Here is a 23,417-nt window from a genome sequence, read left to right on the forward strand (position 1 = left end):
GCTGCAAATTATAAGCCGGCTTTAACTGGCCATTTTTCATGGCATCCTCTTTCAACCTCATGAAAGTTGCATCCTTATCAGTTTTTGAATAGCTGTTACGTTCACCGCAAATATGTATTTTTTCAGTGTATTCTTTTAATTTATTGAGATATTCTTCGAGCTTCTCAATAGAACGCTGCAACGGAGTTTTTTTCTTCCTGGCCCATGCACAAACTCTATGTTTTCCTCATGCTTCATTGCATACAGTTTTTTTTCGAAGCTTTTTTATATGCTTCATCTTTACCTCATTCTGATATGCAATCTTTATTCCGTATAGTTCTTCGCATTCTGCTACTAAGTCTGCCATCTTAGTTAGTAATTTTTCCAGGTTCTTAGTTACAGCTTTTTTCCACACAAAGGTATATTTATTAGCGCAAGCTTCAATTTTAGTGCCATCAATAAATATGGACTCACCAGATATTTCACTTCTAAATCCATCTCCTCCACAAACTGACTTAGCAAACGTACTGAATCATTTACTGGGATTATACAATCCATATCGAATGGAAGTTTTAATTGAAAATATCTTTGATTAAGTGTATAATTTTTTTGTAAAATGTTATGTTTTTGCATACTAATATTTTACCGTAAATCCCTCACTTTTCGAAGTGGGGGATTTATAGTTTTATAAAAAAGAGCTGCCGCTCTTTTTTTAGTTAGTGCGACAGCCCTCGGATAATAGAAAAAATAACTGTATTTGAAGGAGAAAGAATTATTGTAACCTTGCTTGATGGCACAGAAATTGAATGTGAATTTGAATAGCAACTAACATGCCGGTCAAAGAGCTTAATTGTCCTTTAACCGGCTTTAGTTGATATACAAATGTTGCTATAAAATATTAGGTACATGATTTTTGTGGATAATGAAATTTCCCCACTAAAGGAATTGAGACTCCTCAACCTACGATTACTTTTCCTTTGAAATGAGCTTATGTTCTTCCCTTAATGGCCAGAATAATTTAAATTCTAATTTTTCTATTTCTCTCTTCTGCTTATAACTAACTCTAAGTGTAATGTTATCTGGAATATCTATTCCTTCTGGGGCATCCTTTAATAATGTATTGATATTTCTATTTTCTTTAATCTTTGATACTTCATCAAAAATAGTGTCTAGTATGATGTTATAATTTCCGTTCTTATCTTTAATAGCTTCAAATATTTCTTCTTTATTTGCGTATTCATAAGAGTCCCCTGATGCAACCCAATCCATTAGGGCAGATTTGCTAAATCTCCATTCTCTGCCTATCTTTCTGGCTGGTATGTGCTCTTCTCTTAATAATTTTATTAATGTTCTTTCGCCAACACCCAAAAAATCACACGCTTGCTCTAAATTTAAAATAGCATTATCCATATTGATTCCTCCTCAACATTATGAAAGATTTCTATCAGTTATAATAAAGTATTGTTCGTTATTTATCTTAAATTATATCTTAATTGATATTTATGGTCAATTATTCTAGTGTTAAAATACAAAATGATATGATTTTAGATGTAAATAACATATATATGATTGTATTTTAATGCAATTGGTAGTATTATTGTTTTGTGGGGGGGTTGTTATGTCACAATTAAAGATTGAACCTATGAAACAACCAGACAAAATTATAAACTATTGGAAAAAAGAAAAGTTTGTTGCAGCCTGTATTATAATATTTGGAATAGCAAGTAATATTACTATAATCCTAGGTCCTATATATCAAGGAAAACTCATTGACACCATCGCTCAGGGCGCTAGTCTATTTTCTGTAGTATTACTTGCAGTTACTTATGCTGCAATTATTGGAACTACACAGTTTCTACGGTTTGTTAAGCGCTTTTATATAAGACGTTTTGCGAATAAAACAAGGTCAACTATGAGGCTTATGATATACAATAATATAATGCACAAAAGCATATCAGAGCTGGATAATGAGAATACGGGAAACCTGATGACAAGAGTCATTTCTGATGTGGATTTATGTGTTGAAGGAATGCGAAAGTTTACGACTGAAGTATTTGATACTGGTGTGCTTATGATATCCTATCTGGTAACAATGCTTGCTTATGATGTTAAAATAACTGTATTTTCTATTACTTTTGTACCAATTGCTATGGCACTTGCTGAAAAATTAAAAAGCGTCATATATAAGTACTCAAAGGACTATCGAAAGAAAAGCAGTGAGATAGCTAGCAGTACCTATGATGCAATCGAAAATTCAATACTTTATCGTGTAACCGGCATGGAAGCCAAAAATAGAGCAAGTTATGAAGATGAACTTTTAGATTTGCAAAACAAGGCTATTAAAGCTAACATATTAGAAAATTCCATGCAACCTATATATAATGTCATCGCAATGCTTGGAATAATTATGGTAATTTATCTGGGAGGAACAAAAGTAATTAATGGCGGTTGGACAGTAGGAAATTTTTCTACTTATGTTGCAATATTTACTGCTATGGCAGTTAAAGCAAGTAAATCAGCAAAGCTCTTTAATTCTGTACAAAAATCACAGGTTTCTTGGAAGCGTATAAAGTCATATCTTACTGAACTCAAGATAAAAGATAATTCTTCTAATATAAGTAAAGGAGGGACTAAACTTTCAGTAGAAAATCTTAGTTTCTCCTATGAAGATGGCAAGGAAAATATTATCGAAAATATTAGTTTTGAAGGCAAGACTGGAGAAATTATAGGTGTAACAGGTCCTATTGCTTCTGGTAAATCTACACTTGGATTATCTCTATTAGGATTATACCCTTATATTGGAAGCATTAAAATTGATGGCAAGGAGCTTAAAGATTACTCAGAATATGAGAGAAGCCAAATGATTTCTTACTTAGGTCATAAGCCGCAGCTGCTTTCTGATACTATATATAATAATATAACCTTGGGCAGTAAAAAAGACATTACTTCTGTTTTAAAGGATGTTTGCTTTGATACAGACCTTGCAGCAATGCCCAATGGACAAGAGACTTTAGTTGGAAATAGCGGGATAAAATTAAGCGGCGGTCAGCAGGCTAGAATAGCACTTGCAAGAGCACTTCTTAATAAAAATAAAATTATAATATTAGATGACCCATTTTCAGCGGTTGACATGAAAACGGAAGAAAAAATTATCGAAAATTTAAAAAGTAATTATAAAGACAGTCTCATTATTCTAATTTCTCATCGCTTAGCCATTTTTAATAGGATAAATAAGATTATACTTTTAAAGAGTGATAAAACTGCAGATTATGGAACACATAATGAACTTATGAAAAAATCAGAACTTTATGCCACAATATTTAATTTGCAATGTGCAGAGGGGGGAGAAAATGATGGGAAATAGTTTAATAAAAAGATCCATAGTTAAAGTTATTAAAAACAATATTGGCATAAGTGTATTATTAGCATTTACTATTTGCGGTGTTATTGGTACAAGCTTAATTCCTCCTCAGATTTTAAAATATATAGTTGACCATAACCTTGTACCAAGGACCTCTGACAAATTACTTGTTCTAGCAATTGCTTATATTGGTGTGCTATTGTTTATTGGGATATTTGATTTTGTCAAAGAAGCTGTTCTTACAGTTTTAGGACAAAAGATTACAAAGGAAATAAGAATTGAAATGATGGAAAAACTTGAAAGGATAAATGCAATGTTCTTTTCCTCCAATAGTTCGGGAACAGTAGTTTCAATGTTTATAAATGATGTTGATGCAATCAATTCATTGTTTACAAGTGGTATCATTGGAATGATGGTTGACTGCTTTAAGCTTATTGGTATTGTAATTTCAATTTGGATGTTTAGCAGCAAGCTTGGAATAGTAACTTTAGTACTATTACCAACTATCTATGGTATTACACGGGTTTTTCAAAAGAGAATGCTCAAGGCACAGATTGAAAACAGAATACTCATCGGCAGGGTAAACAATCATATTTCAGAAAGCGTAAAAAATATACAGATAATCAAAGCATACAGCAAGGAAAGCTATATGGAGGATAACTATAAGAGGTATTTACTTGATAACTACAATACAGTAGAGAAGGTAAATTTTTATGATTCTGTATATTCCCCATTTATTCAGCTTACACGAGCAGTTGTTATTGCTTTCATTGTGGTACTATCTACCAGACAGCTGAACTATTTGGACATATCCTTAGGAATGGTGGCAGCATCAATCGAATTAATATCTAACTTGTTTGCGCCAATTGAAAACCTGGGAATGGAGCTACAAAATATTCAGCAGGCCATATCCGGAATCAAAAGAGTAAATGAATTTTACAATGAACCTGAAGATGAACTTAAGATGAATGAACTTAAATTAGAAGACATCATTCCAGACTCAGCTGATGTGAGATTATCCTTTAACGATATTTCCTTTCAATATGAAGAAGGTGCTGATGTCCTGCAAAACATTAATTTTAATCTAAAATCAAATGAAAAAGTTACATTTGTTGGAAGAACAGGAGTTGGAAAAACTACGTTATTTAAACTGATCATGGGACTGCTTAAACCAACCAAGAGCAGTATCACAATAAATGGTATTGATGTTTATGATATACCGAATTCAGAGAAACGTAGAATATTCGGGTATGTTGATCAAAACTTTCATATTATAAAGGGTACAGTGGCTGACCAAATAAGTTTGAAGGATGACGGTATTAATAGAGAGCAAATAGAGAAGGCCTTGGATTTTGTGGGACTTACAGAATATGTAGAAGCCTTGGAAAATGGACTGGATACTAAAATAATCAGTGATACTCTTTTTTCACAAGGGCAAAAACAACTTTTGGCCATAGCAAGAGCTATTGTAACAAATCCTCCTATACTTCTATTGGATGAAATTACAGCAAACTTGGACTCTATTACAGAAGACAAGATAGTTTCTGTACTTCAAAAGGCAAGTGATGCTCATATAATATTGTCCATAACTCACCGTTTATCCTCCATGATTGCCAGTGACACAGTGGTTATATTGGAAAATGGAAGGGTTAAAAATGCAGGTTCTCCGGAAATGCTTTTAGAAAATGATGAGTGGTATCGCAGTCATATTGCACTTGAGAAATTGACTTGGGGTTAATTATATTGTGTAAAAGTATAAATGGAATATACTCCACGTCCCCTTATTTTGGGGGGTACACCTTTATGCAAAATCAATATTAATGTGTATTAGTATCATTTTTCTATCAAAACACACGTTGAGACGGTAGTAAGGCTAGAAAGGAAACACAGTTAAAACCTTGAGTAATCAAGGTTCTTTTCTTGTATCCATAATTTAAGATAGGAGTAGATAAGTTTGATGGAAATTATAGATTTATCTGTGATGAGGATGATGAAGGAGTCGATGCAACAATAATTAGTTCATGTTTTACGGCAGTGCCTAGTGAGCCGGTGGAAACACCATAAATAAAAAAGTTAATTTACGACAAAAGATTGATTAATATATCAATAAAGTGATATAATATTGATATATTAATCAGGAGACACAAAGATTAATAATCTTTGTGTACAGTATTAGGAATACAGGAGGGGGTTTCATGCCAGTAATAAGACCAAGTTCAGATTTAAGAAATAAATATATTGAGATATCAGATTTCTGCCATAAATATAATGAGCCGGTTTATATAACAAAGAACGGTCAGGGAGATTTAGCAGTTATGAGTATTGAAACTTATGAAAAACTTGTAGGTAAATTTGAATTGTATAAATTGCTTGACGAAGGTGTTGATGCAATGAAAAAGAAAAAAGTTAGACCTTTTAAAGAAGCGTTGGCTGATATTGAGAAGGATTTATAAAATGAGTACCTATGTTATTCAAATTACTGAACCAGCTGAAAGGGATTTATATGAAATTGGAGTGTATATATCTAAAGAACTTTTAGAACCTGAAACAGCAAAGAAAGTAATTTCAAAAATAGCTAAAGGGATTAATTCTTTAGAAAATATGCCATTAAGAAATTCATTAGTAGCTGATGATAGACTAGCTTATAAAGGTATACGAAAAATTATGGTGGATAACTACATTGTATTTTACATTGTGACTGAGGAGAGTAAAACAATTACAATTATTAGAATATTATATAGTAGAAGAGATTGGATAAATTTAGTATAGATTAAGTCATTAACAGGGCAATTAAACCCTGTTTTTTTGTTGTCTAAAAACAGAAAGGAGCTGATAAATTTGAAAGCATCAGAACTTAAAAACAAAGGCATTAAAATCAATATTGGAAATAAAGAATATAAACTTAAATTTGATATGAACACCTTCTGTGAGCTAGAAGATGTTTATGGTGATATTAATCAAGCCTTTGAGGACTTACAGAATAAAAAGATTAAAGCAATAAGAGTACTGATTTACTCAGCAATTAAAGCTGAAGATGAAAGTTAGAGTATAATTTGAAAGGGATATAAAATATATGGTATAATATAATATCTAAACAAGAGATTTTTAGTTGAAAGAAGGAAATAAATTGGAGGAATTAATTTATAAAAAAATTTTACACGAGTTACCTTTTGCTTATGCATTGCATAAGATAATATTTAATGAAAAAAATATACCAGAAGATTATGAATATGTAGAAGCTAATAATGCTTTTGAAAAATTTACTGGACTAAAAATAGAACGAATCATTGGAAAAAGAGTAACTGAAATAATTCCTAATATAAAAAATAATACATTTGATTGGATAAGATTTTACGGTGATGTTGCATTAAATGGTGGAGAAAAAGAAATAGAACAGTATTCAGATGAATTAAAAAGATATTATAAAATAAAAGTTTTTTCACCTAAGAAAGGTTATTTTATAACATTTTTTATTGATATATCAAATAAAGTAAAAGAAAAAAATTTATATAAAAGTATTTTATCTTCAATTCAAGAAGGAATAATAAGTACTGATATAGATGGAAAAATAATTTCAATAAATAAAACTGCCAAAGATTTTATATGCTGTAAAGATAGAAATATTTTTAATGAAAAAATAACATTTTTTAAAAATGATGATAATGAGAAAATAATGAATGATTTATTAAAAGTTATTAAAACAGGTGAAATAACAAAAAGTGATAGAAATATAATTTTAAAAAAAGACAATAAAGAAAAAATATTATTTTATACTATTTATCCTATTTTTAATAGGAAACAAGTAGATGGTACAGTAATTAATTTTATAGATATAACAGATAAAGTTAATAAAGATAAAGAAATAGATTATATAACATATCATGATACTTTGACAGGAATTTTTAACAGAAATTTTTTTAATAATGAACTAAAAAATATAGATAAAGAAGAGAATTTGCCTATATCTGTTATTATGGGTGATGTAAATGGATTAAAATTAACGAATGATGCTTTTGGACATTTAGTTGGTGATAAACTTTTGATAACAGCAGCAAATACAATGAAGAAAGTATGTAGAGAAAATGACATTATAGTTAGATGGGGAGGAGATGAATTTATTATTATACTTCCTAAAACTAAAGAAAAATATGCTGAAAAAGTATGTGAAAGAATTAAAGAAGAATGTGAAAAAGAATTTATTGAGTCTATTAATTTATCTATTTCTTTAGGATATTCTACAAAATGTAATATTCAACAGGATATAATAAAAGTAATAACAGATTCTGAAGATATGATGTATAGTATTAAAATGTTAGAAAGCAAAAGCCAAAAAAGTAAAACATTAAAAATTATTATTGAAACTTTATATGAAAGAAGCAAGCAGGATGTGGAACATTCAAAAAATGTAGGCAGACTATGTAAACTGATTGGAGAAGCTTTGGAATTATCCTTAAAAGAAGTTTCTGAACTTGAAGTTTTAGGTAATATTCATGATATTGGTAAAATAGGGGTAAGTGAAAATGTTTTAAATAAAACATGTGAATTAACTGAAGCTGACTGGATTGAAGTTAAAAAGCATTCAGAAATAGGTTATCATATAGTTTCATCAACTAATGAAATTTCTTTTTTAGCAGAGGCTATTCTTGCACACCATGAATGGTATAATGGTAGCGGATATCCAAAGGGACTTAAGGGTGAACAAATTCCCAAAATAGCGAGAATCTTAGCAATTGCGGATGCATATGATGCTATGATAAGCTATAGACCATATAGAAAATCAAAATCAAAAGAGGAAGCTATAAATGAATTAATAAAATATAAGGGTATACAATTTGACCCGGATTTAGTTGATTTATTTGTGGATAAATTGATAAATAAAATTTAATAAAAATGAATGATAGTTTTAAATAACCATTTTACTAATCTAAGATGGTTATTTTTTATAATATAAATAAGAACGGAGATGTCCGCAGGATCATACACAACGTTAACGGTGCAGCCAATGAAAGATAATCCAACCTCATATTTTTTACCTTGAAAACTTATGCAGCCTGATTTGTCAACCTTTCGTTCCTCAAAATGCAGAAAAGCATTTGCCAGAATATCTATGTCAATAAACTTCAGTGGTTTGCTATCGCTTGAGTATGCCGATGAAGGCGTCTTTGCATTATTTTCAAGGGCTGAATGGGTTTTATTTTGATAACATTCCTCAAGCCAAACTCTGAAGAACTCGTTCAATGCGTCCAGGCTTTTAGGCTTTTCTAATGAATCAAACCAACTTCTTAAGCGATATATGGTTGATTCATCAGCAGCAACCGAGTGCTTATTGTCCCCGGATACCACAACTTCAACGCTCTCGCTTCCATAACGTTTATAGGGAACAAGTATATCTGGTAGCTCATGATGTATTTTTTCACATTCGCAGCATCTGAGCCTTCTAATTATGAGTACAACCACTGCTCCTTCACTATTTATAAACTCTCTTTTCCTGCTACCTATGACCTTTAAACATCCTCCACAACATGGGCAAAAACTTTGCTCTACACTCTTAACAAAAAACTCCGGGTTCCCTCTTTTCAATTAACTAAAATTTTGATATACTAACCATAGTTGTTTTAGGACGCTCCCTGTACTAATGCTGGTAACATTAGTACTTCAAAGGGGAGCGTTTTCCTTTCTAAAAATTTTACCTCTATGGTCAATATATCGTCAATTATTGGACAGGCATTTACATCAACTTTTCGACATTATAAAGTGGCTTTAACACCATACTCTTGCAGCTTTTTAATTCCTCGTTTAAATCAATCTTAGGTATATTAATCTCTCTCATCTACACTACTCCTTTTAAATTAATTTATAGTTATTATTTCCACATTTACCAGCTATACATGCAAAAAGAAGCATCTATAGATTTGATTTACACAAATCTATGAATGCTCCCAAATGAAGGTGGAATTTACTTTTGCAATTAAAGTCCTGTTATTCTGCTAATCTCCCTTAAACTTTTTCCTTCAAATTGACTTAGTTCTTTGATATAATGAACTCTAGACATTGTTAACATCCTTCCATAACCTCCCCTATAGTTTGGACAACTTAGAGGATATATTATTTGAGGGTGCTTGACAATGTTTTTTCTTTTTCCAGCAAACTGCTAGAGGTTTATTTTGCATTTTTCTTTATTTTCATTTTACACTAAACATAGAAATTCAGCTATGCTGAAATTCAACCTTCATTGTCAATTGTCAAATGTCCATTGTCCATTGAAGTTGCTTCGCAACTTATTTCCATAACGAAGAAAGCATATTTGGTCTCCTGCAATAATATATATAAATGTAAAACTATTATGGGGGGATACCATGGGAAGTTATAACTCGCATTATCAATCTTACTATGCATCGTTAATGAAAAATAGAAGAAATAATTCGTATTACAGGGGAACCTCCACATCGAAAGGTTTTAATCCCTTCGATAGAACTAAGCTTGCCAAAAGAATTTTAAGAGAGTTAACCTTGGTGTTTTGCTTATTTGTGCTTGTGTTGGCCTGCAAGATAATTAAAACACCGGAGACAACTAATGTGTATAACTATTGTAAGGAAATTGTAAACTATAATTTTGATTATAAGGCAGCCATTGAAAGCTTAAAGGATATGGATCTTCAAGAATTAAGCGTAGAAATTCAAAATTACATGGAAGATGTAAAGTCTAGTATTACCGGTGAAGAGACCATCAAAGAAAAAATCAACAGAGAGTTCTCATCACCGCTTCAGGGGAAAGTTGTATCAGGCTACGGTACAAGAATCGATCCTGTAACTAATAATAGTACCTTTCATTATGGCGTTGACTTTGATGCAGCTGTTGGTACAGAGGTAAAAAGCTGTAGTGATGGAGTAGTCAAATCTATTGGCCAAGATGAAATCTTGGGAAAGTACATAGTTATTGACCATGGAATAGGTGTTGAAACAAAGTATGCTAATCTGGAGGAAGTAACCGTTGAAAATAGTGCGGCTGTTAACTCTGGAGAGGTTATAGGATTCAGCGGAACCGATCCTCGGACGAATATACCGCAGCTCCATTTTGAGTTGCTATATATGGGAGAAAATAAGGATCCTGAAGAATATATAAGACTTACTTACATCTCAGAGTAATTCCTTGGGAGAAGTAGATGATAAAATTAAATAAGTTCTTTATTCCATATATAATTCTTTTAATAATTATAGGCTTCAGAGGGGAATTATTAATTTCCTTTTTGCTGGTTCTACTTCATGAACTAGTACATTATGGAACGGCAGTGGCTTTTGGTTTCTCCGGCTTTGATATAAAAATACTCCCTATTGGTGCAGTGCTTAGGCTAAAAGATTTAGATGAGGCAACACCAATGGAGGATTTGATTATTACTGCTGCCGGACCATGCTTTAACTTACTCCTAGCTTTAGCTTGCTATATAATCAGTACAGTTCACCCGGGAGCAACCATAAACTTTTTAATAAAAAGCAATCTTGCTTTGGGTTTATTTAACTTGATTCCTGCATTTCCCTTAGATGGGGGTAGAATTTTAAGAGATGCATTAAGCATGAAAATAATATATAGAAGGGCTAACGAGATCACTGTTAAAATAAGCATAGTTCTGGGATACTTTATATTAGGCAGCTTTATTTTTTTGCTTGTTTTGGGTATCCACCACTATAATTCTGCCATAATTGGAATATTTGTAATAGTCTCCTCCTATAAGGAAAGAGAAAGGATAGTTTATATTATCATGGGTGACATAGTAAGAAAGCGCAGTAAGTTTATAGCCCGGAAGTACATTGAAAATAAACATATATCCATCTACTATAAAGGAGATTTAATAAGTGTGTTAAGTATAATGGATAAGAATAAATATAATATATTTACAGTATTAGACGATGACATGGCGGTAATGGATGTGCTTTACGAGGAAGAAATAGTTCAGGGATTAAAGGAATACGGCAATATTACTATAGAAGAGTTTGTTAAAATCAGGGATGAACATAATATTTTATAAATTGCTTCACAATAGGCTTTGTGTTAGAATAGATGTAGTTTTTGAGGCGAGGTGAAAAACTAGGTGTGTTTTCCACTGCTCCAAAGAGAAAAACTTCAGAGGAGGAAGCAATGAATAGAGTTAATGATGATATACTGTATAGAGTTGAAAAGCCTGCAAGATACATTGGAGGTGAGTTAAACAGCGTTGTTAAGGATACCAAAAGTGTAGCCATAAGATTTGCTATGTGTTTTCCCGATGTATATGAAGTGGGAATGTCCCATTTAGGTACGAAGATACTATACCATGTGATAAATAAAAGAGAAGATACATACTGCGAAAGAGCCTTTGCTCCTTGGCCTGACATGGAAAAGTTAATGAGAGAAAATGACATTCCCCTTTATGCCCTGGAGAGCAAGGATTCCTTAAGGGAGTTTGATTTCGTAGGTTTTACCCTTCAATATGAAATGAGTTATAGCAATATACTAAATATGCTTGATATGGCAGGTATACCTGTAAGGGCTTCACAAAGGAGAGAAGAGGATCCCCTTGTAATATTTGGTGGTCCCTGCGCCTATAATCCGGAACCCCTATATGATATAGCAGATATATTTCAGATTGGGGAAGGAGAGGAAGTAGTTGGTGAAATCTTAGACCTTTACAGGGAATTAAAGGGTGTAAAGACTAAGGTGGAAATACTCAGAGAAATGGCAAAGATTAAGGGTATTTATATTCCTTCCTTATATAAGACAGAGTATAAAGAAGATGGAACCATTGCAAGCTTCACTCCTATATATGATGATGTGCCTGCAGTGGTTACCAAGAGGTTTATTCCTGATATAAACGAAAATCCTTATCCAGAAGATATGATAGTACCATATACAGAAATTGTTCATGACAGAGTAATGCTGGAGACCTTTAGAGGTTGTACAAGGGGCTGCAGATTCTGCCAGGCCGGCATGATATACAGACCGGTAAGAGAGAAAAAGGTTCCAAAGTTGATGGAGCAGGCAGAAACCCTGCTAAAGAATACCGGTTATGACGAATTATCACTAACTTCATTAAGTATCTGCGACTATTCAGATATTCAAAATCTTGTTTTTTCCTTGATGGAAAAGCACAAAGAAGATAAGGTTGCAGTGTCCTTACCATCTATCAGAATAGACTCTTTTTCAGTTGACTTGATAAAGGAAATTCAAAAAGTTAGAAAAACGGGTTTGACCTTTGCACCGGAAGCGGGAAGTCAAAGGATGAGAGACGTTATAAATAAAGGAGTTTCAGAGGAAAACTTACTTATCTCTGCAAGGCATGCCTTTGAGTCCGGTTGGTCCACTATAAAACTGTATTTTATGATTGGTCTTCCCTATGAAACTATAGAAGATGTAGTGGGTATTGCTGACCTGGGAGAGAAGGTTGTAAATGAATATTTCAAGGTGCCTAAGGAAAAGAGAAATAAGGGATTGAAAGTAACCATCAGTACATCTATATTTGTGCCTAAGCCTTTTACACCCTTCCAATGGGCTCCACAGGATACCATGGAAACTTCCAGAGAAAAGATTAAGGCCATAAGATCCAGCTTGAAGAGCAAGGCAATAACCTATAACTGGCACGAATCTCTGGTAAGTTATTTGGAAGCCATATTTGCCAGAGGAGACCGAAGACTTTGTGATGTACTTGTAAAGGCTTTTGAAAAGGGTGCAAAGTTTGATGGGTGGTCAGAGTACTTCAATTTTGACCTATGGATGGAAGCCTTTAAAGAGTGCGGCGTAGACGGGGACTTTTATGCATATAGAGAAAGAGAATACAGTGAAATACTTCCCTGGGACTTTATTGATATAGGAGTTGACAGAGAATTTTTAATTGCAGAGAATGAGAGGGCCAAAAACGGTGAACTAACTCCTGATTGCCGACTTGGCTGCAAGCTCTGCGGTATCAATGTAAACTTTAAAGAAGGGAAGTGCTTTGCAGGTGCGGTATGTAATAAAGTTCACTAAAGAAAGTGAGATTAGGTTTATATCCCATTTAGACTTAATGAGAACCATACAGAGAATTATAAGACGAGGAAAACTTCCTGTGGAGTATTCCAAGGGCTTTAATCCACACATGAATCTATCTCTTGCCCAGCCCCTTTCAGTAGGAGTATATTCATCCGGAGAATATCTGGATGTGGTATTCACTGAGGAAGTGGAAGAGAAAGTGATCTTAGAAAAACTAAATGAGAGCAGTCCAAGGGGCATCAGATTTCTTGAGGCAATAAAAGTTGGGGATGCTCTTCCAAATGAAAGGAAGATTCCTCAAGTAATGGCCCTGCTGGATGGGGCCAGCTATAAAGTTAAAATAAAGTATAGCGATACAACAAAACTCAACGAAGAGTTAAAGCTTCTTGAGGGAAAAGAGCAATGGACTACGGTAAAGAAAAGTAAGAGCGGGGAAAAAGAAGTGGACATAAAGGCAATGATAAAGGAGTTTAATTACAACATAACGGGCAATACTTTAGAAATAGATACGCTGCTTCCTTGCGGCAGCAGGGAAAGCCTTTCTCCGGAACTTTTAAGTAACTATATAAAGGCAAATACAAATGGAGCAATAGAAAACTCCTTTGTGGATATAATGAGAGTAGAGATGTATACCCTAAGAGAAGGCCAATATGTAGCTATTGATTCTTACTTTAATAATCTGAAAAGATAAATCAGTAAAGTTCAGGGCAAGATAGACAATAGGGAAACATGATTTAAACTTGTTTGAAAACCTGAAGTTTCAACAGGTTTTCAGGCAAGTTTAAATTTCTGCTTATGGTTGGATATCTGTATTACCTGAACTTAAATTATAGAGGTGTTGGACTTGAAGGAGATATTTATTGAACGCCGGGAGGACATACTAAGAATAGCTATAAAAAAGGGAAATAAGTTAATTGACTGCTTTATGGAAGAAGAAACAAAGGGACCATACCCGGGCCAGATATATAAGGCAGTGGTAAAAAATATTATTCCTGCTATAAAAAGTGCCTTTTTAGACATTGGGTTAGAGAAAAACGCTTACCTATACTTAGAGGGGAAGTATGAAAAAAAGAAGATTAAAAAAGGTGACGAGCTTATGGTGGAAGTGGTAAAAGAAGAGCTGGGAGATAAAGGAGCCAAGGTGACAACAGCCTTTTCACTTCCGGGCAGGTACTGTGTATTGGTAACTGACAGCAATGATATAAGCTTTTCTTCAAAAATAACCTCAGCAGAGTACAAGAAAGACCTGCTTGCAGCCTTGGAAAAGCCTCAGGAGGTTGGCATTAAAATCAGGACAGCCGCTGCATCTGTTACTGCTCATGAAATCAATGAGGAAATAAAGCAGCTCTATAATGTTTATTCAAAAATTGTTAAAGAACATAGTTACAAAATCAAACCTGGGTTACTTCATAGTGACGGAGGGGTTATTGCAAGGGTTTTAAGAGACAATGTGGATGAATCAATATCTAAAATTGTTACAGACAATTCCGGTGATTATGAAATCATAAAAGATTTCATCAAAGATAAGCAAGATATATCCGCAAAGGTGGAACTTTACAGGGAGCATAGATCACTTTTTGAATTCTATAATATAGAAAAAGAAGTCTTATCCCTGAGAAAAAAGAGAGTAAATTTGACCTGCGGTGGGTACATAATAATAGAAAAAACTGAGGCAATGCATGTGATAGATGTTAACAGCGGCAGAAATGTAGCATCAAACCGCCGGGAAGACACTGTCTTTTCAACAAATTGTGAAGCTGCAGAGGTCTGCGCAAAGCAGATTAAGCTTAGAAACCTAAGTGGTATCATTATTATTGACTTCATTGACATGGAAGAGAAAAGCCATAAAGAAGAGGTATTTAATATTTTAAAGAGGGGATTTGAAGAGGATAAGAATAAGACCATAGTATATCCCTTTACAGAGTTAGGCCTCATACAGATTGCACGAAGAAGAAGAGGAAAGCCTGCTGCGGATTTTATAGATGAGACCTGCGCAGAGTGCAGCGGATATGGAAAGAAGCTTCGGTTCTCTTACATATGTAACCTCATAAGAAATGAGATGTTAAAACTGGAAGATGACAGCAGCATCAAAGATATTTACATACAGCTGAGCAATTATTACAGAAACGCTGTAGAGAAAGACCTGCAGCAATTTTTGAAGTTTATAGGAGCAGAGGGAAAAAATATATACTTGAAATACAGTGAAGACCTGGAAAGCTTCAAAATGGAACCTGTAATTTTCGCAAGCCAAAGGGAAGCTGTGGAAAGATATAGATTATAGTTTTAAAAAATTCCTTTACAAGCATCATCATATGTGTTAAAATGGCTTTTGTAGACCGCACACGAAGGGTTTTGTCGAAACATAGTTAACTCTATGTACCCCAGATGGCGAGACTGGATAGAGGAGGTGTATTTATGTACGCAGTAGTACTTACTGGTGGAAAGCAGTACAGAGTTCAAGAAGGAGACGTTCTTTTCGTTGAAAAATTAAACGCTGAAGTTGATTCAACAGTTGAACTAAACGAAGTTCTTGCAGTTTCAAAGGCTGATGGAGAATTAGTAGTTGGAAAGCCTGTTGTTGAAGGTGCAAAGGTTGTTGCTAAGGTTGTTGCTCAAGGCAAGGCTAAGAAGATTATTGTTTTCAAGTATAAGAGAAAGAAAGACTACAGAAGAAAGCAAGGACACAGACAACCATTCACTAAGATTCTAGTTGAAAAGATAGAAGCATAATTATGATTGATATAGTCTTTCATAAGCACAAGGATGACTTAGTTTCTTTCACTGTAAGCGGTCATGCCGAATACATGGAAGGGGAAGTTACGGTCTATGATGATGTAATATGCGGCGTAGTTTCTAATCTGTCTCAGGTTACCATTTTAGGTGTTACCGAGGTGTTGAAATTAGGGGCGCCATATGTTGCAGAAGAAGGAGATATCCGCTTAGATATTTCCAGGTTAAGTCCGGAAGAGATAAAGGAATGTCAAATTCTTTTTAGAACCATGCTTCTTGGACTAGAGAATTTAGAAATGAGTTATAGTGAATATATAAAAGTATCGGTAGAGGAGGTGCAGTGATATGCTAATAATCAACCTTCAGTTATGTGCTCATAAAAAAGGAGTAGGTAGCTCAAGAAACGGTAGAGACAGTGAAGCCAAAAGATTGGGCGTTAAGTCCGCTGATGGACAGTTTGTTTTAGCTGGTAACATATTAGTTAGACAGAGAGGTACAAAGATACATCCTGGTACTAATGTTGGAATAGGTAAGGACGATACACTTTATGCTAAAGTAGACGGCGTAGTTAGATATGAAAGACTAGGTAGAGACAAGAAAAAGGCAAGTGTATATCCTGTAGACGTAGAAGAAGTAATCGCAGAATAATAAAGGCACCCGAGAGGGTGCTTTTTTTAAACGGGTGACAAGCTTCTAAAAATAAAAAAGAACGAGGGTGATGACATGAGTATGTTTATCGATACGGCGAAAATTTTCGTTAAGTCTGGAGACGGTGGCCATGGAGCAGTGTCTTTCAGAAGGGAAAAATATGTACCCTTAGGAGGTCCTGATGGTGGTGACGGCGGCAGAGGCGGCGATGTAGTCATGGTTGCTGATCCAAACATGACCACACTACTAGACTTTACATACAAAAGAAAATACATAGCAGAAAATGGTGTTAACGGCGCCGGTTCCAAATGCTATGGTAAGGATGGAGAAACCCTATACATAAAAGTGCCTATGGGTACTATTGTAAGAGATACAGAAACAAATAAGATAATGGCTGACTTGTCCCATGCCGGAGATTCCTTTGTAGTAGCCAGAGGAGGTAAAGGGGGAAAGGGTAATGCAAAGTTCGCAACTCCTACAAGACAGGCTCCAAACTTTGCTGAACCGGGTATGCCTGGAGAAGAAAGATGGATTACTCTTGAACTGAAGCTTTTGGCAGACGTTGGCTTACTTGGCTTCCCTAATGTAGGAAAGTCCACATTGCTATCAGTGGTTTCCAAGGCTCAGCCTAAAATTGCCAACTATCATTTTACAACCCTAAAACCTAACCTGGGAGTTGTAAAAGTTGCAGATACCAGCTTTGTTATGGCAGACATTCCGGGAATCATTGAAGGAGCTGCTGAGGGTGTAGGCCTAGGTCTGGATTTCTTACGCCATATTGAAAGAACCAGAATACTGATACATGTGGTAGACATATCCGGCATAGAAGGAAGAGACCCTGTAGAAGACTTCATAAAGATCAATGAGGAACTAAGAAAATACAGTGTAAAACTGTGGGATAGGCCTCAAATTATTGCTGCAAATAAGAGTGATATGCTCTACGACGACGAGGTTTTCGAAAATTTCAGAAAGAAACTTAACGAAATGGGATATAAGCAAGTATTTAAAATCTCTGCAGCCAGCCGCCAGGGCGTTGACGAGTTAATAAAAGCTGCGGCAGAACTGCTTAGCACCATACCGGTTGTTGATCTGGAAATAAAGGAAGAAGATAGGTTTGTTCCTGAAGAGAAGAGATTTACTTATACAATTAGAGAAGAAGACGGAGTTTATGTTATTGAAGGAAGCTTCGTAGACAGACTGCTCTTAGCAGTAAATGTAAATGATCCTGACTCATTGAAATACTTCCATAAGGTGCTTAAAAACAAGGGCATCATTGATGAACTGCTGGAGATGGGGATACAGGATGGAGATACTGTAAGACTGAACGATTTTGAATTCGAATTCTTACTATAATTGATTGGGACGGAGGAAAGTATGATTACATCAAAACAAAGAAGTTATTTGAGATCCTTGGCTAATACAATAGATCCAATTTTTCAATTAGGAAAGAATGGAATAGAAGAAAGCTTCTTGAAGCAGATAGAAGATGCTTTGGAGGCAAGAGAACTAATAAAAATTACTGTACTCAATAACAGCGGCTTAGGTGCAAGAGAAGCCAGCGATGCCATCTGTGAAGCCATAGGCTGTGAAGGAGTTCAGGCCATAGGGAACAAGGTGGTTCTATACAAGAAGTCATCCAAGAAGCCTAAAATTGAACTACCGGAATAAACGGAAAATTGAGAATGGACAATTGACAATGTAGCAAAGGTTGTTGCGCTTACGCTTAAATAGAAAATTGCGTCACAACGCAATTTTCTAAATGAGTAATGAGCACTTAGTAATGAGTAATTGAGGAAGATTTTTCTCCGCTTCTCTACGAAAAATCTCTAATTTTATTATTTATATAGGCATGCCATAGCATGCCCAATGTTTTATGAGACACAGGATGGAAAAATTATAAAATTAAGAATTAATCGTGAACAGTAAATAATAACGGTTTATTTTGTACACTTTCATTGGATAAATACTTAAAAAATAATTTAGCAGAAATTCAGCTCCGCTGAATTTCATCCATAATTACTCATTACTCATCACTCATTCCTAATTGAAAAGTGCTTTGCACTTTATTTCAAATAAGTAATTTATGACAATATAGGCTGGGAGTGATTTATATGATTAGGAAGGGGATATTTGGGGGGACCTTTGATCCAATACATATAGGCCATATGTATATTGCTAACGAAGCCTTGTGGAGTCTGGGATTGGATAAGGTGATTTTTATGCCCAGCGGTATTCCCCCCCATAAAAGTCTTAAAGGTATAACACCCTCTGAGCTGCGCTTTGATATGGTCAGCAGGGCAATAAAAAATTATAAAAACTTTGAGATAAGTGATTATGAAATAAGGAAAAATGGGTATAGTTATACATATGAAACTCTTGAATATTTAAAGGGCTTGGAAGGAAATAATACAGAATTATATTTCATAACAGGCTGCGATTGCTTATTTGACTTGGATAAGTGGAGAAATGTAGACAGAATAATGAAGGCTGCAAAGTTTGTTGTTTTTAATAGACCTGGATATAGCAAGGAAGATATTCAAAGACAAAAGAAAAGCGTTGAGGAGAAGTTCAATTGTAATATAACTTTTTTGGACCTACTTCTCTTGGATATTTCCTCCACTTACATAAGACAATGCATAAAAGAAGGAAAGGATGTATCCTTTTTTTTACCTATGGGGGTAGAAGTCCTAATCAAGGAGAAAAGATTATACCTTAAGTAGGTATATTACTCCAGTTTCAGAAGAGAGGCTTTATTTATGTGGAACGAAATTCAAATACTAGACTATATAAGGGAAAGATTGTCTCCTAAAAGATACCAACATGTGCTCGGTGTAAGGGATGCTGCTGTCAAATTGGCAGAAACCTATGGCGAGGACAAAGAGAAAGCAAAACTGGCGGCTCTAATACATGATTGTGCAAAAAATATGAGTGATGAAGATATTTTGACCTTAGTTAAGTCAACTGGTTATATACCGGATTGGATTGAAGAGGTAGCTCCTCAGCTGCTGCATGGTATGGCAGGAGCAATTATTGCCAAGCGGGAAATGGGCATAGAAGACAGCCTAATCCTGGATGCAATAACCTATCATACTACAGGGAGAAGATGTATGACCCTATTGGACAAAATTATATATATTGCAGATTACATAGAACCCTCCAGGGATTTTCCTACGGTGGAGGACCTTAGAAGAGAAGCCTTGGTGGATCTAGACAGGGCCATGCTTATGTCACTGGAAAATACCATAAAATATGTTATTAATAAAGGGCAGCTTCTTCATACTAATACAATAGATGCAAGAAACTCCTTACTGTTAAGCATAGGGAAAGGCAGTGCTCATAATGAGAAGGAAAATTAAAAGTAATCTGCTTTTTGCATGTCTTTGTTTGTTGATAATTTTTATAACCGCTTTTGGATTTGGAACAAGTAAATTATATCAATATCTTAATAAATTTAGCCGCGGCAGCAGTGCAGTTGAACCAGTTAAAGTTGAAGATGACGGTCAGCCGGTAAACATTCTGCTTATGGGAGTGGATATTGGTGACGGAAGCAGCAGCGACAAGCATAAGAGAACCGATACCATCATGCTGGTAAACTATAAGTACAGTGAGAATAAAGTCAACATTATTTCTGTGCCAAGGGATACCTTGATTCAGGTAAATGGGAAAAATGAAAAAATTAATGCAGCTCACGTTTTAGGTGGGGTTCCCTGGGTTATAGATTCTGTAGAAAAGCTTTTGGATGTAAAGATAAACTACTATGGTAAAGTTAACTATGCAGGTTTCAGAAGCTTTATCGATGCTATTGGCGGAGTAGAAGTGGATATCGATAGGGATATGGACTATGATGATGAAGCACAAAACCTGCACATTCACTTTAATAAAGGACAAAATGTCCACTTAGACGGAAAAAAGGCAGAGGAATTCTTCCGATGGAGAAAAAACAATGACGGCACAGGCTTTGCCTTGGGGGATTTGGACAGAATCGAAAATCAGCATATACTAATAAAGAGTGTATTTGAAAAAGTAAGCAGTGCTTCTATAATTCTTAAAATACCAAAGATACTTGAAATATTACCGGAGTACATAGAAACAAATATGGATGGAAGCGATATATTAAAATATGGTCCGGCCTTAATAAATGTGGCACCGGAGAATATGCAGATCAGAACAATTAAGGGCGATCTGCAAACGGTAAACGGGGTATCATATTTCATTTATGACGAGGGCAAAAATAATGATATTGCAGCACTTATCAATTAAAAATGGTGGAGGAAATTCAGCTTAGCTGAATTTTTGTTATTGTAAACTATATTTTCCTGCTGGAAATCTATACAGAAGGGAGATGGGGAGGATGTTAAGTGTAGCTGCAGATGTGGCATCCGACCCTTAGATATATGGCTAGTATACTTGAATATAAAATACAAGAGGAAGACAACAATAAAAAGTTGAGAGATTACTTGAAGAGCAAGCTTACCTTATCTACAAGACTGATAAGAGGGGCGGCAATAGACGGAAGAATAAAGATCAATGGCCACGTGGTAAAGTTAAATCACATAATTAAAACCGGAGATATTCTTCAGATCGATGTAGCCAAGGACGAAGATCAGAACATAGTACCGGAGCCCATGGACTTGGATATTGTCCATGAGGACGAAGATCTTATAGTAATTAATAAACCGCCTTTTACAGTAGTCCATCCTACCAGGAGTCATCAAAGCGGGACCTTAGCCAATGGAGTGCTGTACCACTTCAGAAGCAAAGGAGAAAACTGTATTGTGAGACTTGTCAGTAGGCTTGACATGGACACATCAGGTTTGATTGTCATAGCAAAAAATCAATACTCACATATGTTTTTGGCCATGGAAATGGAGAAGAATAACTTTCTAAAGGGTTATACTGCCATAGCTTGGGGCAATATATCCCAGACTCAAGGCACCATTAATAAACCAATATACAGGCCACAGGATGATTCAATAAAGAGAGTTGTAGATGAAAGAGGTCAGGAAAGTATAACCCATTATGAGGTAACAGAGAGATTAAGGAATGCTGATATAGTAAAGCTGCGACTTGAAACTGGCAGAACCCATCAGATAAGAGTACACCTCAGTCACCTTGGCCACCCAATTATAGGAGATACCCTTTACGGCCGTGGTGGGGAAGAAGAACTTATAAAAAGGCAGGCCCTCCATGCCAGCCACTTGGGGTTTGTACATCCAAGAACTAAGGAATTCCTTATGTTAAGCTGCGAATTGCCGGAAGATATAAGAAGTTTAATAAGAAAACTAAAAGAAAGGGAGCAGGATTAATTGTCTGCTCTCTTTCTTTTAAATTTATAGAAGAATTCACTTAGGATATGTTTATTTTTTGTTGCTATAAGAATCAGCAGAAAAACCGGAATCGAACCAATGATATAAAATAAATTCAAGTTAATTGATTTATCCTCTGCTTTTACCACTGAAGCTGTATGAAAGAGCATTTTCTGCTCTACCACGTGATCTGCTCCGCTGAAGACTTCCATAGAACCAATGGTTTTGCCATCTAAGAAGATATCAGCGGTACCAATCTTATCGCCCGCTTTTATTGAACTGCTGTTTAGGGTCTCTTCCAGTAGATTTAACTTAAATGAGGCTTTTGAGTCACTGTTTACGTAGGTGGTATAAAAGAAGTTATCTCCGGCAATCACCGGTATGGTAGTATTATCATTCAAAGTGTAATTAGTAAGAATTTCATTTTTATTAATAAAATTATTGGTCTTAAAATTACTAAAGCCATAATTAAAGAGGTTGATGGTATCTTGATAATAGTCAGCAGAGCTGTCGTGTACCAAGGTTACAATCAATATTTGCCCATCCCTTTCAGCCACAGCTACGTAGGAATGCTGGGACTGGGTAGTATAGCCTGTTTTTCCAGCCAAAGCTCCCTTGTAGTAATACTTGCTGCTAGGCTGCAGGAGTTTGTTCTTATTCCATACGTATCTTGTTTCAGTAGACTTGTTATTAGGCTCTATGATATGGGTCATAGTAGATGCAATTTCAAGGTATTCTGGATATTTGATAAGCTCCTTCAAAATCAGAGCCAGGTCTTTAGCGGAGGTCCTGTGGTCTTTATCATACAAACCGCTTGGGTTTCTAAAGTTAGAGTTTTCACAACCCAGTTCCCTTGCTCTTTTATTCATCATTTCTGCAAAGTTCTCTACAGAACCGGCAATATGTTCCGCTAAAGCTTCAGCACAATCATTTCCGGATTGGAGATTTAGACCATAAAGCACATCCCTCACCGTAAGCTGTTCACCGGGCAAAAGGTAAATTGAACTTCCTTCCGCTTGTGACGGCCCTTCACCAACTGTCAGGATCTCATCCAGTTCACAGTTTTCAAGAGTTAGCAGTGTAGTCAGAATTTTCGTGGTGGATGCAGGCGGATAGGCATCATTGGGATTCTTGGCATATAGTATTTCACCGGTTACAGCGTTCATTAAAACAGCACTGTCTGCTGATGGAACCGGTGGACCTGATGAGGCCTTGACAGGATTACTAAATATATTTAAAGCTAGTAACATACAAATACAAACAAGCGATAACTTCTTAATCATTTTAACCTCCGTGAATCAGACGAAACTAAAACCTTTACATCTGTATATTGATTGACAACTTCACAATTTTCTGAAGTTGCATATATAAAGTATAGCAAAAAATAGCATAAT

General features: G+C 35.1%; 23 protein-coding genes and 1 pseudogene. 20 read left to right on the forward strand and 4 right to left on the reverse strand.

The features are described 5' to 3' along the window. Window position 1: 1 nt before the first annotated feature. Together FHY60_RS18785 and FHY60_RS05535 are read right to left on the reverse strand one after the other, a co-directional pair. Window positions 2-612, reverse strand: a pseudogene (locus FHY60_RS18785) (hypothetical protein); the annotation flags it as partial. A gap of 333 nt (window positions 613-945) precedes the next feature. Beyond that, window positions 946-1,389: a helix-turn-helix domain-containing protein gene (locus FHY60_RS05535; protein ID WP_139904028.1), complete on the reverse strand. Its 444-nt coding sequence runs from the start codon at window positions 1,387-1,389 to the stop codon at window positions 946-948. 208 nt (window positions 1,390-1,597) lie between these two features. Here FHY60_RS05535 and FHY60_RS05540 point away from each other — a divergent pair, with 208 nt between their 5' ends. From FHY60_RS05540 to FHY60_RS05570, 6 genes are all read left to right on the forward strand, one after another. Then, on the forward strand, window positions 1,598-3,343 hold the full coding sequence (locus FHY60_RS05540; RefSeq protein ID WP_139904029.1) for an ABC transporter ATP-binding protein: 1,746 nt from the start codon (window positions 1,598-1,600) through the stop codon (window positions 3,341-3,343). After that, window positions 3,330-5,078 (forward strand): ABC transporter ATP-binding protein, encoded by a 1,749-nt coding sequence (locus FHY60_RS05545; RefSeq protein ID WP_139904030.1) that lies wholly within the window; start codon window positions 3,330-3,332, stop codon window positions 5,076-5,078. The genes FHY60_RS05540 and FHY60_RS05545 overlap by 14 nt, the downstream gene beginning before the upstream one ends. 457 nt (window positions 5,079-5,535) lie before the next feature. Then, window positions 5,536-5,793: a type II toxin-antitoxin system prevent-host-death family antitoxin gene (locus tag FHY60_RS05555; protein WP_139904031.1), complete on the forward strand. Its 258-nt coding sequence runs from the start codon at window positions 5,536-5,538 to the stop codon at window positions 5,791-5,793. Window position 5,794: 1 nt separating this feature from the next. Next, window positions 5,795-6,109, forward strand: a complete 315-nt coding sequence (locus FHY60_RS05560; protein ID WP_139904032.1) for a type II toxin-antitoxin system RelE/ParE family toxin — start codon at window positions 5,795-5,797, stop codon at window positions 6,107-6,109. Window positions 6,110-6,148: 39 nt separating this feature from the next. After that, entirely contained in the window at window positions 6,149-6,385 is a 237-nt protein-coding gene (locus tag FHY60_RS05565) for a hypothetical protein (RefSeq protein ID WP_243122236.1), read from the forward strand. A gap of 64 nt (window positions 6,386-6,449) precedes the next feature. Then, entirely contained in the window at window positions 6,450-8,225 is a 1,776-nt protein-coding gene (locus FHY60_RS05570) for a diguanylate cyclase (protein ID WP_243122237.1), read from the forward strand. On the opposite strand, the gene FHY60_RS18255 is transcribed toward FHY60_RS05570, so the two are convergent. Further along, complete coding sequence (locus FHY60_RS18255; RefSeq protein ID WP_243122238.1) at window positions 8,222-8,920, reverse strand: DUF6431 domain-containing protein; 699 nt, start codon at window positions 8,918-8,920, stop codon at window positions 8,222-8,224. The two genes, FHY60_RS05570 and FHY60_RS18255, sit on opposite strands and share 4 nt — an antisense overlap. A 776-nt stretch (window positions 8,921-9,696) precedes the next feature. On the opposite strand from FHY60_RS18255, the gene FHY60_RS05580 reads away from it, so the two are divergent. From FHY60_RS05580 to FHY60_RS05645, 14 genes are all read left to right on the forward strand, one after another. Further along, window positions 9,697-10,485, forward strand: a complete 789-nt coding sequence (locus FHY60_RS05580; RefSeq protein WP_139904033.1) for a M23 family metallopeptidase — start codon at window positions 9,697-9,699, stop codon at window positions 10,483-10,485. A 17-nt stretch (window positions 10,486-10,502) separates the two neighbouring features. Then, window positions 10,503-11,363, forward strand: coding sequence for a M50 family metallopeptidase (locus tag FHY60_RS05585; protein ID WP_139904034.1), 861 nt, complete (start codon window positions 10,503-10,505; stop codon window positions 11,361-11,363). Between the two features lie 110 nt (window positions 11,364-11,473). Beyond that, window positions 11,474-13,336, forward strand: coding sequence for a TIGR03960 family B12-binding radical SAM protein (locus tag FHY60_RS05590; RefSeq protein ID WP_139904035.1), 1,863 nt, complete (start codon window positions 11,474-11,476; stop codon window positions 13,334-13,336). Further along, window positions 13,305-14,030, forward strand: coding sequence for a TIGR03936 family radical SAM-associated protein (locus FHY60_RS05595; RefSeq protein WP_180375478.1), 726 nt, complete (start codon window positions 13,305-13,307; stop codon window positions 14,028-14,030). The genes FHY60_RS05590 and FHY60_RS05595 overlap by 32 nt, the downstream gene beginning before the upstream one ends. Before the next feature lie 153 nt (window positions 14,031-14,183). Next, window positions 14,184-15,620, forward strand: coding sequence for an Rne/Rng family ribonuclease (locus FHY60_RS05600; RefSeq protein WP_139904036.1), 1,437 nt, complete (start codon window positions 14,184-14,186; stop codon window positions 15,618-15,620). Window positions 15,621-15,754: 134 nt separating this feature from the next. After that, entirely contained in the window at window positions 15,755-16,069 is a 315-nt protein-coding gene (gene rplU, locus FHY60_RS05605) for a 50S ribosomal protein L21 (protein ID WP_139904037.1), read from the forward strand. Between the two features lie 2 nt (window positions 16,070-16,071). After that, the gene (locus FHY60_RS05610) at window positions 16,072-16,413 is read left to right on the forward strand and encodes a ribosomal-processing cysteine protease Prp (protein WP_139904038.1); all 342 of its coding nucleotides are present in this window, start codon (window positions 16,072-16,074) and stop codon (window positions 16,411-16,413) included. A gap of 1 nt (window position 16,414) precedes the next feature. After that, on the forward strand, window positions 16,415-16,717 hold the full coding sequence (gene rpmA / locus FHY60_RS05615) for a 50S ribosomal protein L27 (protein ID WP_139904039.1): 303 nt from the start codon (window positions 16,415-16,417) through the stop codon (window positions 16,715-16,717). A gap of 81 nt (window positions 16,718-16,798) precedes the next feature. Beyond that, window positions 16,799-18,070: a GTPase ObgE gene (gene obgE, locus FHY60_RS05620; RefSeq protein ID WP_139906298.1), complete on the forward strand. Its 1,272-nt coding sequence runs from the start codon at window positions 16,799-16,801 to the stop codon at window positions 18,068-18,070. A gap of 21 nt (window positions 18,071-18,091) precedes the next feature. Further along, window positions 18,092-18,385 carry a ribosome assembly RNA-binding protein YhbY gene (gene yhbY / locus FHY60_RS05625; RefSeq protein ID WP_139904040.1) on the forward strand — a complete coding sequence of 98 codons (294 nt, stop codon included), beginning with the start codon at window positions 18,092-18,094 and terminating at the stop codon, window positions 18,383-18,385. Between the two features lie 443 nt (window positions 18,386-18,828). Continuing rightward, the gene (gene nadD / locus FHY60_RS05630; RefSeq protein WP_139904041.1) at window positions 18,829-19,437 is read left to right on the forward strand and encodes a nicotinate-nucleotide adenylyltransferase; all 609 of its coding nucleotides are present in this window, start codon (window positions 18,829-18,831) and stop codon (window positions 19,435-19,437) included. 36 nt (window positions 19,438-19,473) lie between these two features. Then, window positions 19,474-20,073, forward strand: coding sequence for a bis(5'-nucleosyl)-tetraphosphatase (symmetrical) YqeK (gene yqeK, locus FHY60_RS05635; protein WP_139904042.1), 600 nt, complete (start codon window positions 19,474-19,476; stop codon window positions 20,071-20,073). Between the two features lie 28 nt (window positions 20,074-20,101). Then, the gene (locus FHY60_RS05640; protein ID WP_243122239.1) at window positions 20,102-20,977 is read left to right on the forward strand and encodes an LCP family protein; all 876 of its coding nucleotides are present in this window, start codon (window positions 20,102-20,104) and stop codon (window positions 20,975-20,977) included. A 134-nt stretch (window positions 20,978-21,111) separates the two neighbouring features. After that, window positions 21,112-22,023, forward strand: coding sequence for an RluA family pseudouridine synthase (locus tag FHY60_RS05645; protein WP_139906300.1), 912 nt, complete (start codon window positions 21,112-21,114; stop codon window positions 22,021-22,023). Here FHY60_RS05645 and FHY60_RS05650 read toward each other — a convergent pair. Then, entirely contained in the window at window positions 22,020-23,306 is a 1,287-nt protein-coding gene (locus FHY60_RS05650; protein WP_139904044.1) for a D-alanyl-D-alanine carboxypeptidase family protein, read from the reverse strand. The two genes, FHY60_RS05645 and FHY60_RS05650, sit on opposite strands and share 4 nt — an antisense overlap. Window positions 23,307-23,417 lie beyond the last annotated feature (111 nt).

It is taken from the genome of Clostridium thermarum (assembly GCF_006351925.1).
GTDB classification, from domain to species: Bacteria; Bacillota; Clostridia; order Clostridiales; family Clostridiaceae; genus Clostridium_AU; species Clostridium_AU thermarum.

Excerpts from the sequence above, each read along its gene's own strand:
- FHY60_RS05535 (WP_139904028.1), bottom strand. The coding sequence starts at position 1,389 with ATGGATAATGCTATTTTAAATTTAGAGCAAGCGTGTGATTTTTTGGGT.
- FHY60_RS05650 (WP_139904044.1), bottom strand. The coding sequence starts at position 23,306 with ATGATTAAGAAGTTATCGCTTGTTTGTATTTGTATGTTACTAGCTTTA.
- FHY60_RS05585 (WP_139904034.1), top strand. The coding sequence starts at position 10,503 with ATGATAAAATTAAATAAGTTCTTTATTCCATATATAATTCTTTTAATA.
- FHY60_RS05610 (WP_139904038.1), top strand. The coding sequence starts at position 16,072 with ATGATTGATATAGTCTTTCATAAGCACAAGGATGACTTAGTTTCTTTC.
- yqeK (WP_139904042.1), top strand. The coding sequence starts at position 19,474 with ATGTGGAACGAAATTCAAATACTAGACTATATAAGGGAAAGATTGTCT.
- rpmA (WP_139904039.1), top strand. The coding sequence starts at position 16,415 with ATGCTAATAATCAACCTTCAGTTATGTGCTCATAAAAAAGGAGTAGGT.
- FHY60_RS05580 (WP_139904033.1), top strand. The coding sequence starts at position 9,697 with ATGGGAAGTTATAACTCGCATTATCAATCTTACTATGCATCGTTAATG.
- FHY60_RS05590 (WP_139904035.1), top strand. The coding sequence starts at position 11,474 with ATGAATAGAGTTAATGATGATATACTGTATAGAGTTGAAAAGCCTGCA.
- FHY60_RS05555 (WP_139904031.1), top strand. The coding sequence starts at position 5,536 with ATGCCAGTAATAAGACCAAGTTCAGATTTAAGAAATAAATATATTGAG.
- nadD (WP_139904041.1), top strand. The coding sequence starts at position 18,829 with ATGATTAGGAAGGGGATATTTGGGGGGACCTTTGATCCAATACATATA.
- FHY60_RS05645 (WP_139906300.1), top strand. The coding sequence starts at position 21,112 with ATGGCTAGTATACTTGAATATAAAATACAAGAGGAAGACAACAATAAA.
- rplU (WP_139904037.1), top strand. The coding sequence starts at position 15,755 with ATGTACGCAGTAGTACTTACTGGTGGAAAGCAGTACAGAGTTCAAGAA.
- obgE (WP_139906298.1), top strand. The coding sequence starts at position 16,799 with ATGTTTATCGATACGGCGAAAATTTTCGTTAAGTCTGGAGACGGTGGC.
- FHY60_RS05540 (WP_139904029.1), top strand. The coding sequence starts at position 1,598 with ATGTCACAATTAAAGATTGAACCTATGAAACAACCAGACAAAATTATA.
- FHY60_RS05545 (WP_139904030.1), top strand. The coding sequence starts at position 3,330 with ATGATGGGAAATAGTTTAATAAAAAGATCCATAGTTAAAGTTATTAAA.
- yhbY (WP_139904040.1), top strand. The coding sequence starts at position 18,092 with ATGATTACATCAAAACAAAGAAGTTATTTGAGATCCTTGGCTAATACA.
- FHY60_RS05560 (WP_139904032.1), top strand. The coding sequence starts at position 5,795 with ATGAGTACCTATGTTATTCAAATTACTGAACCAGCTGAAAGGGATTTA.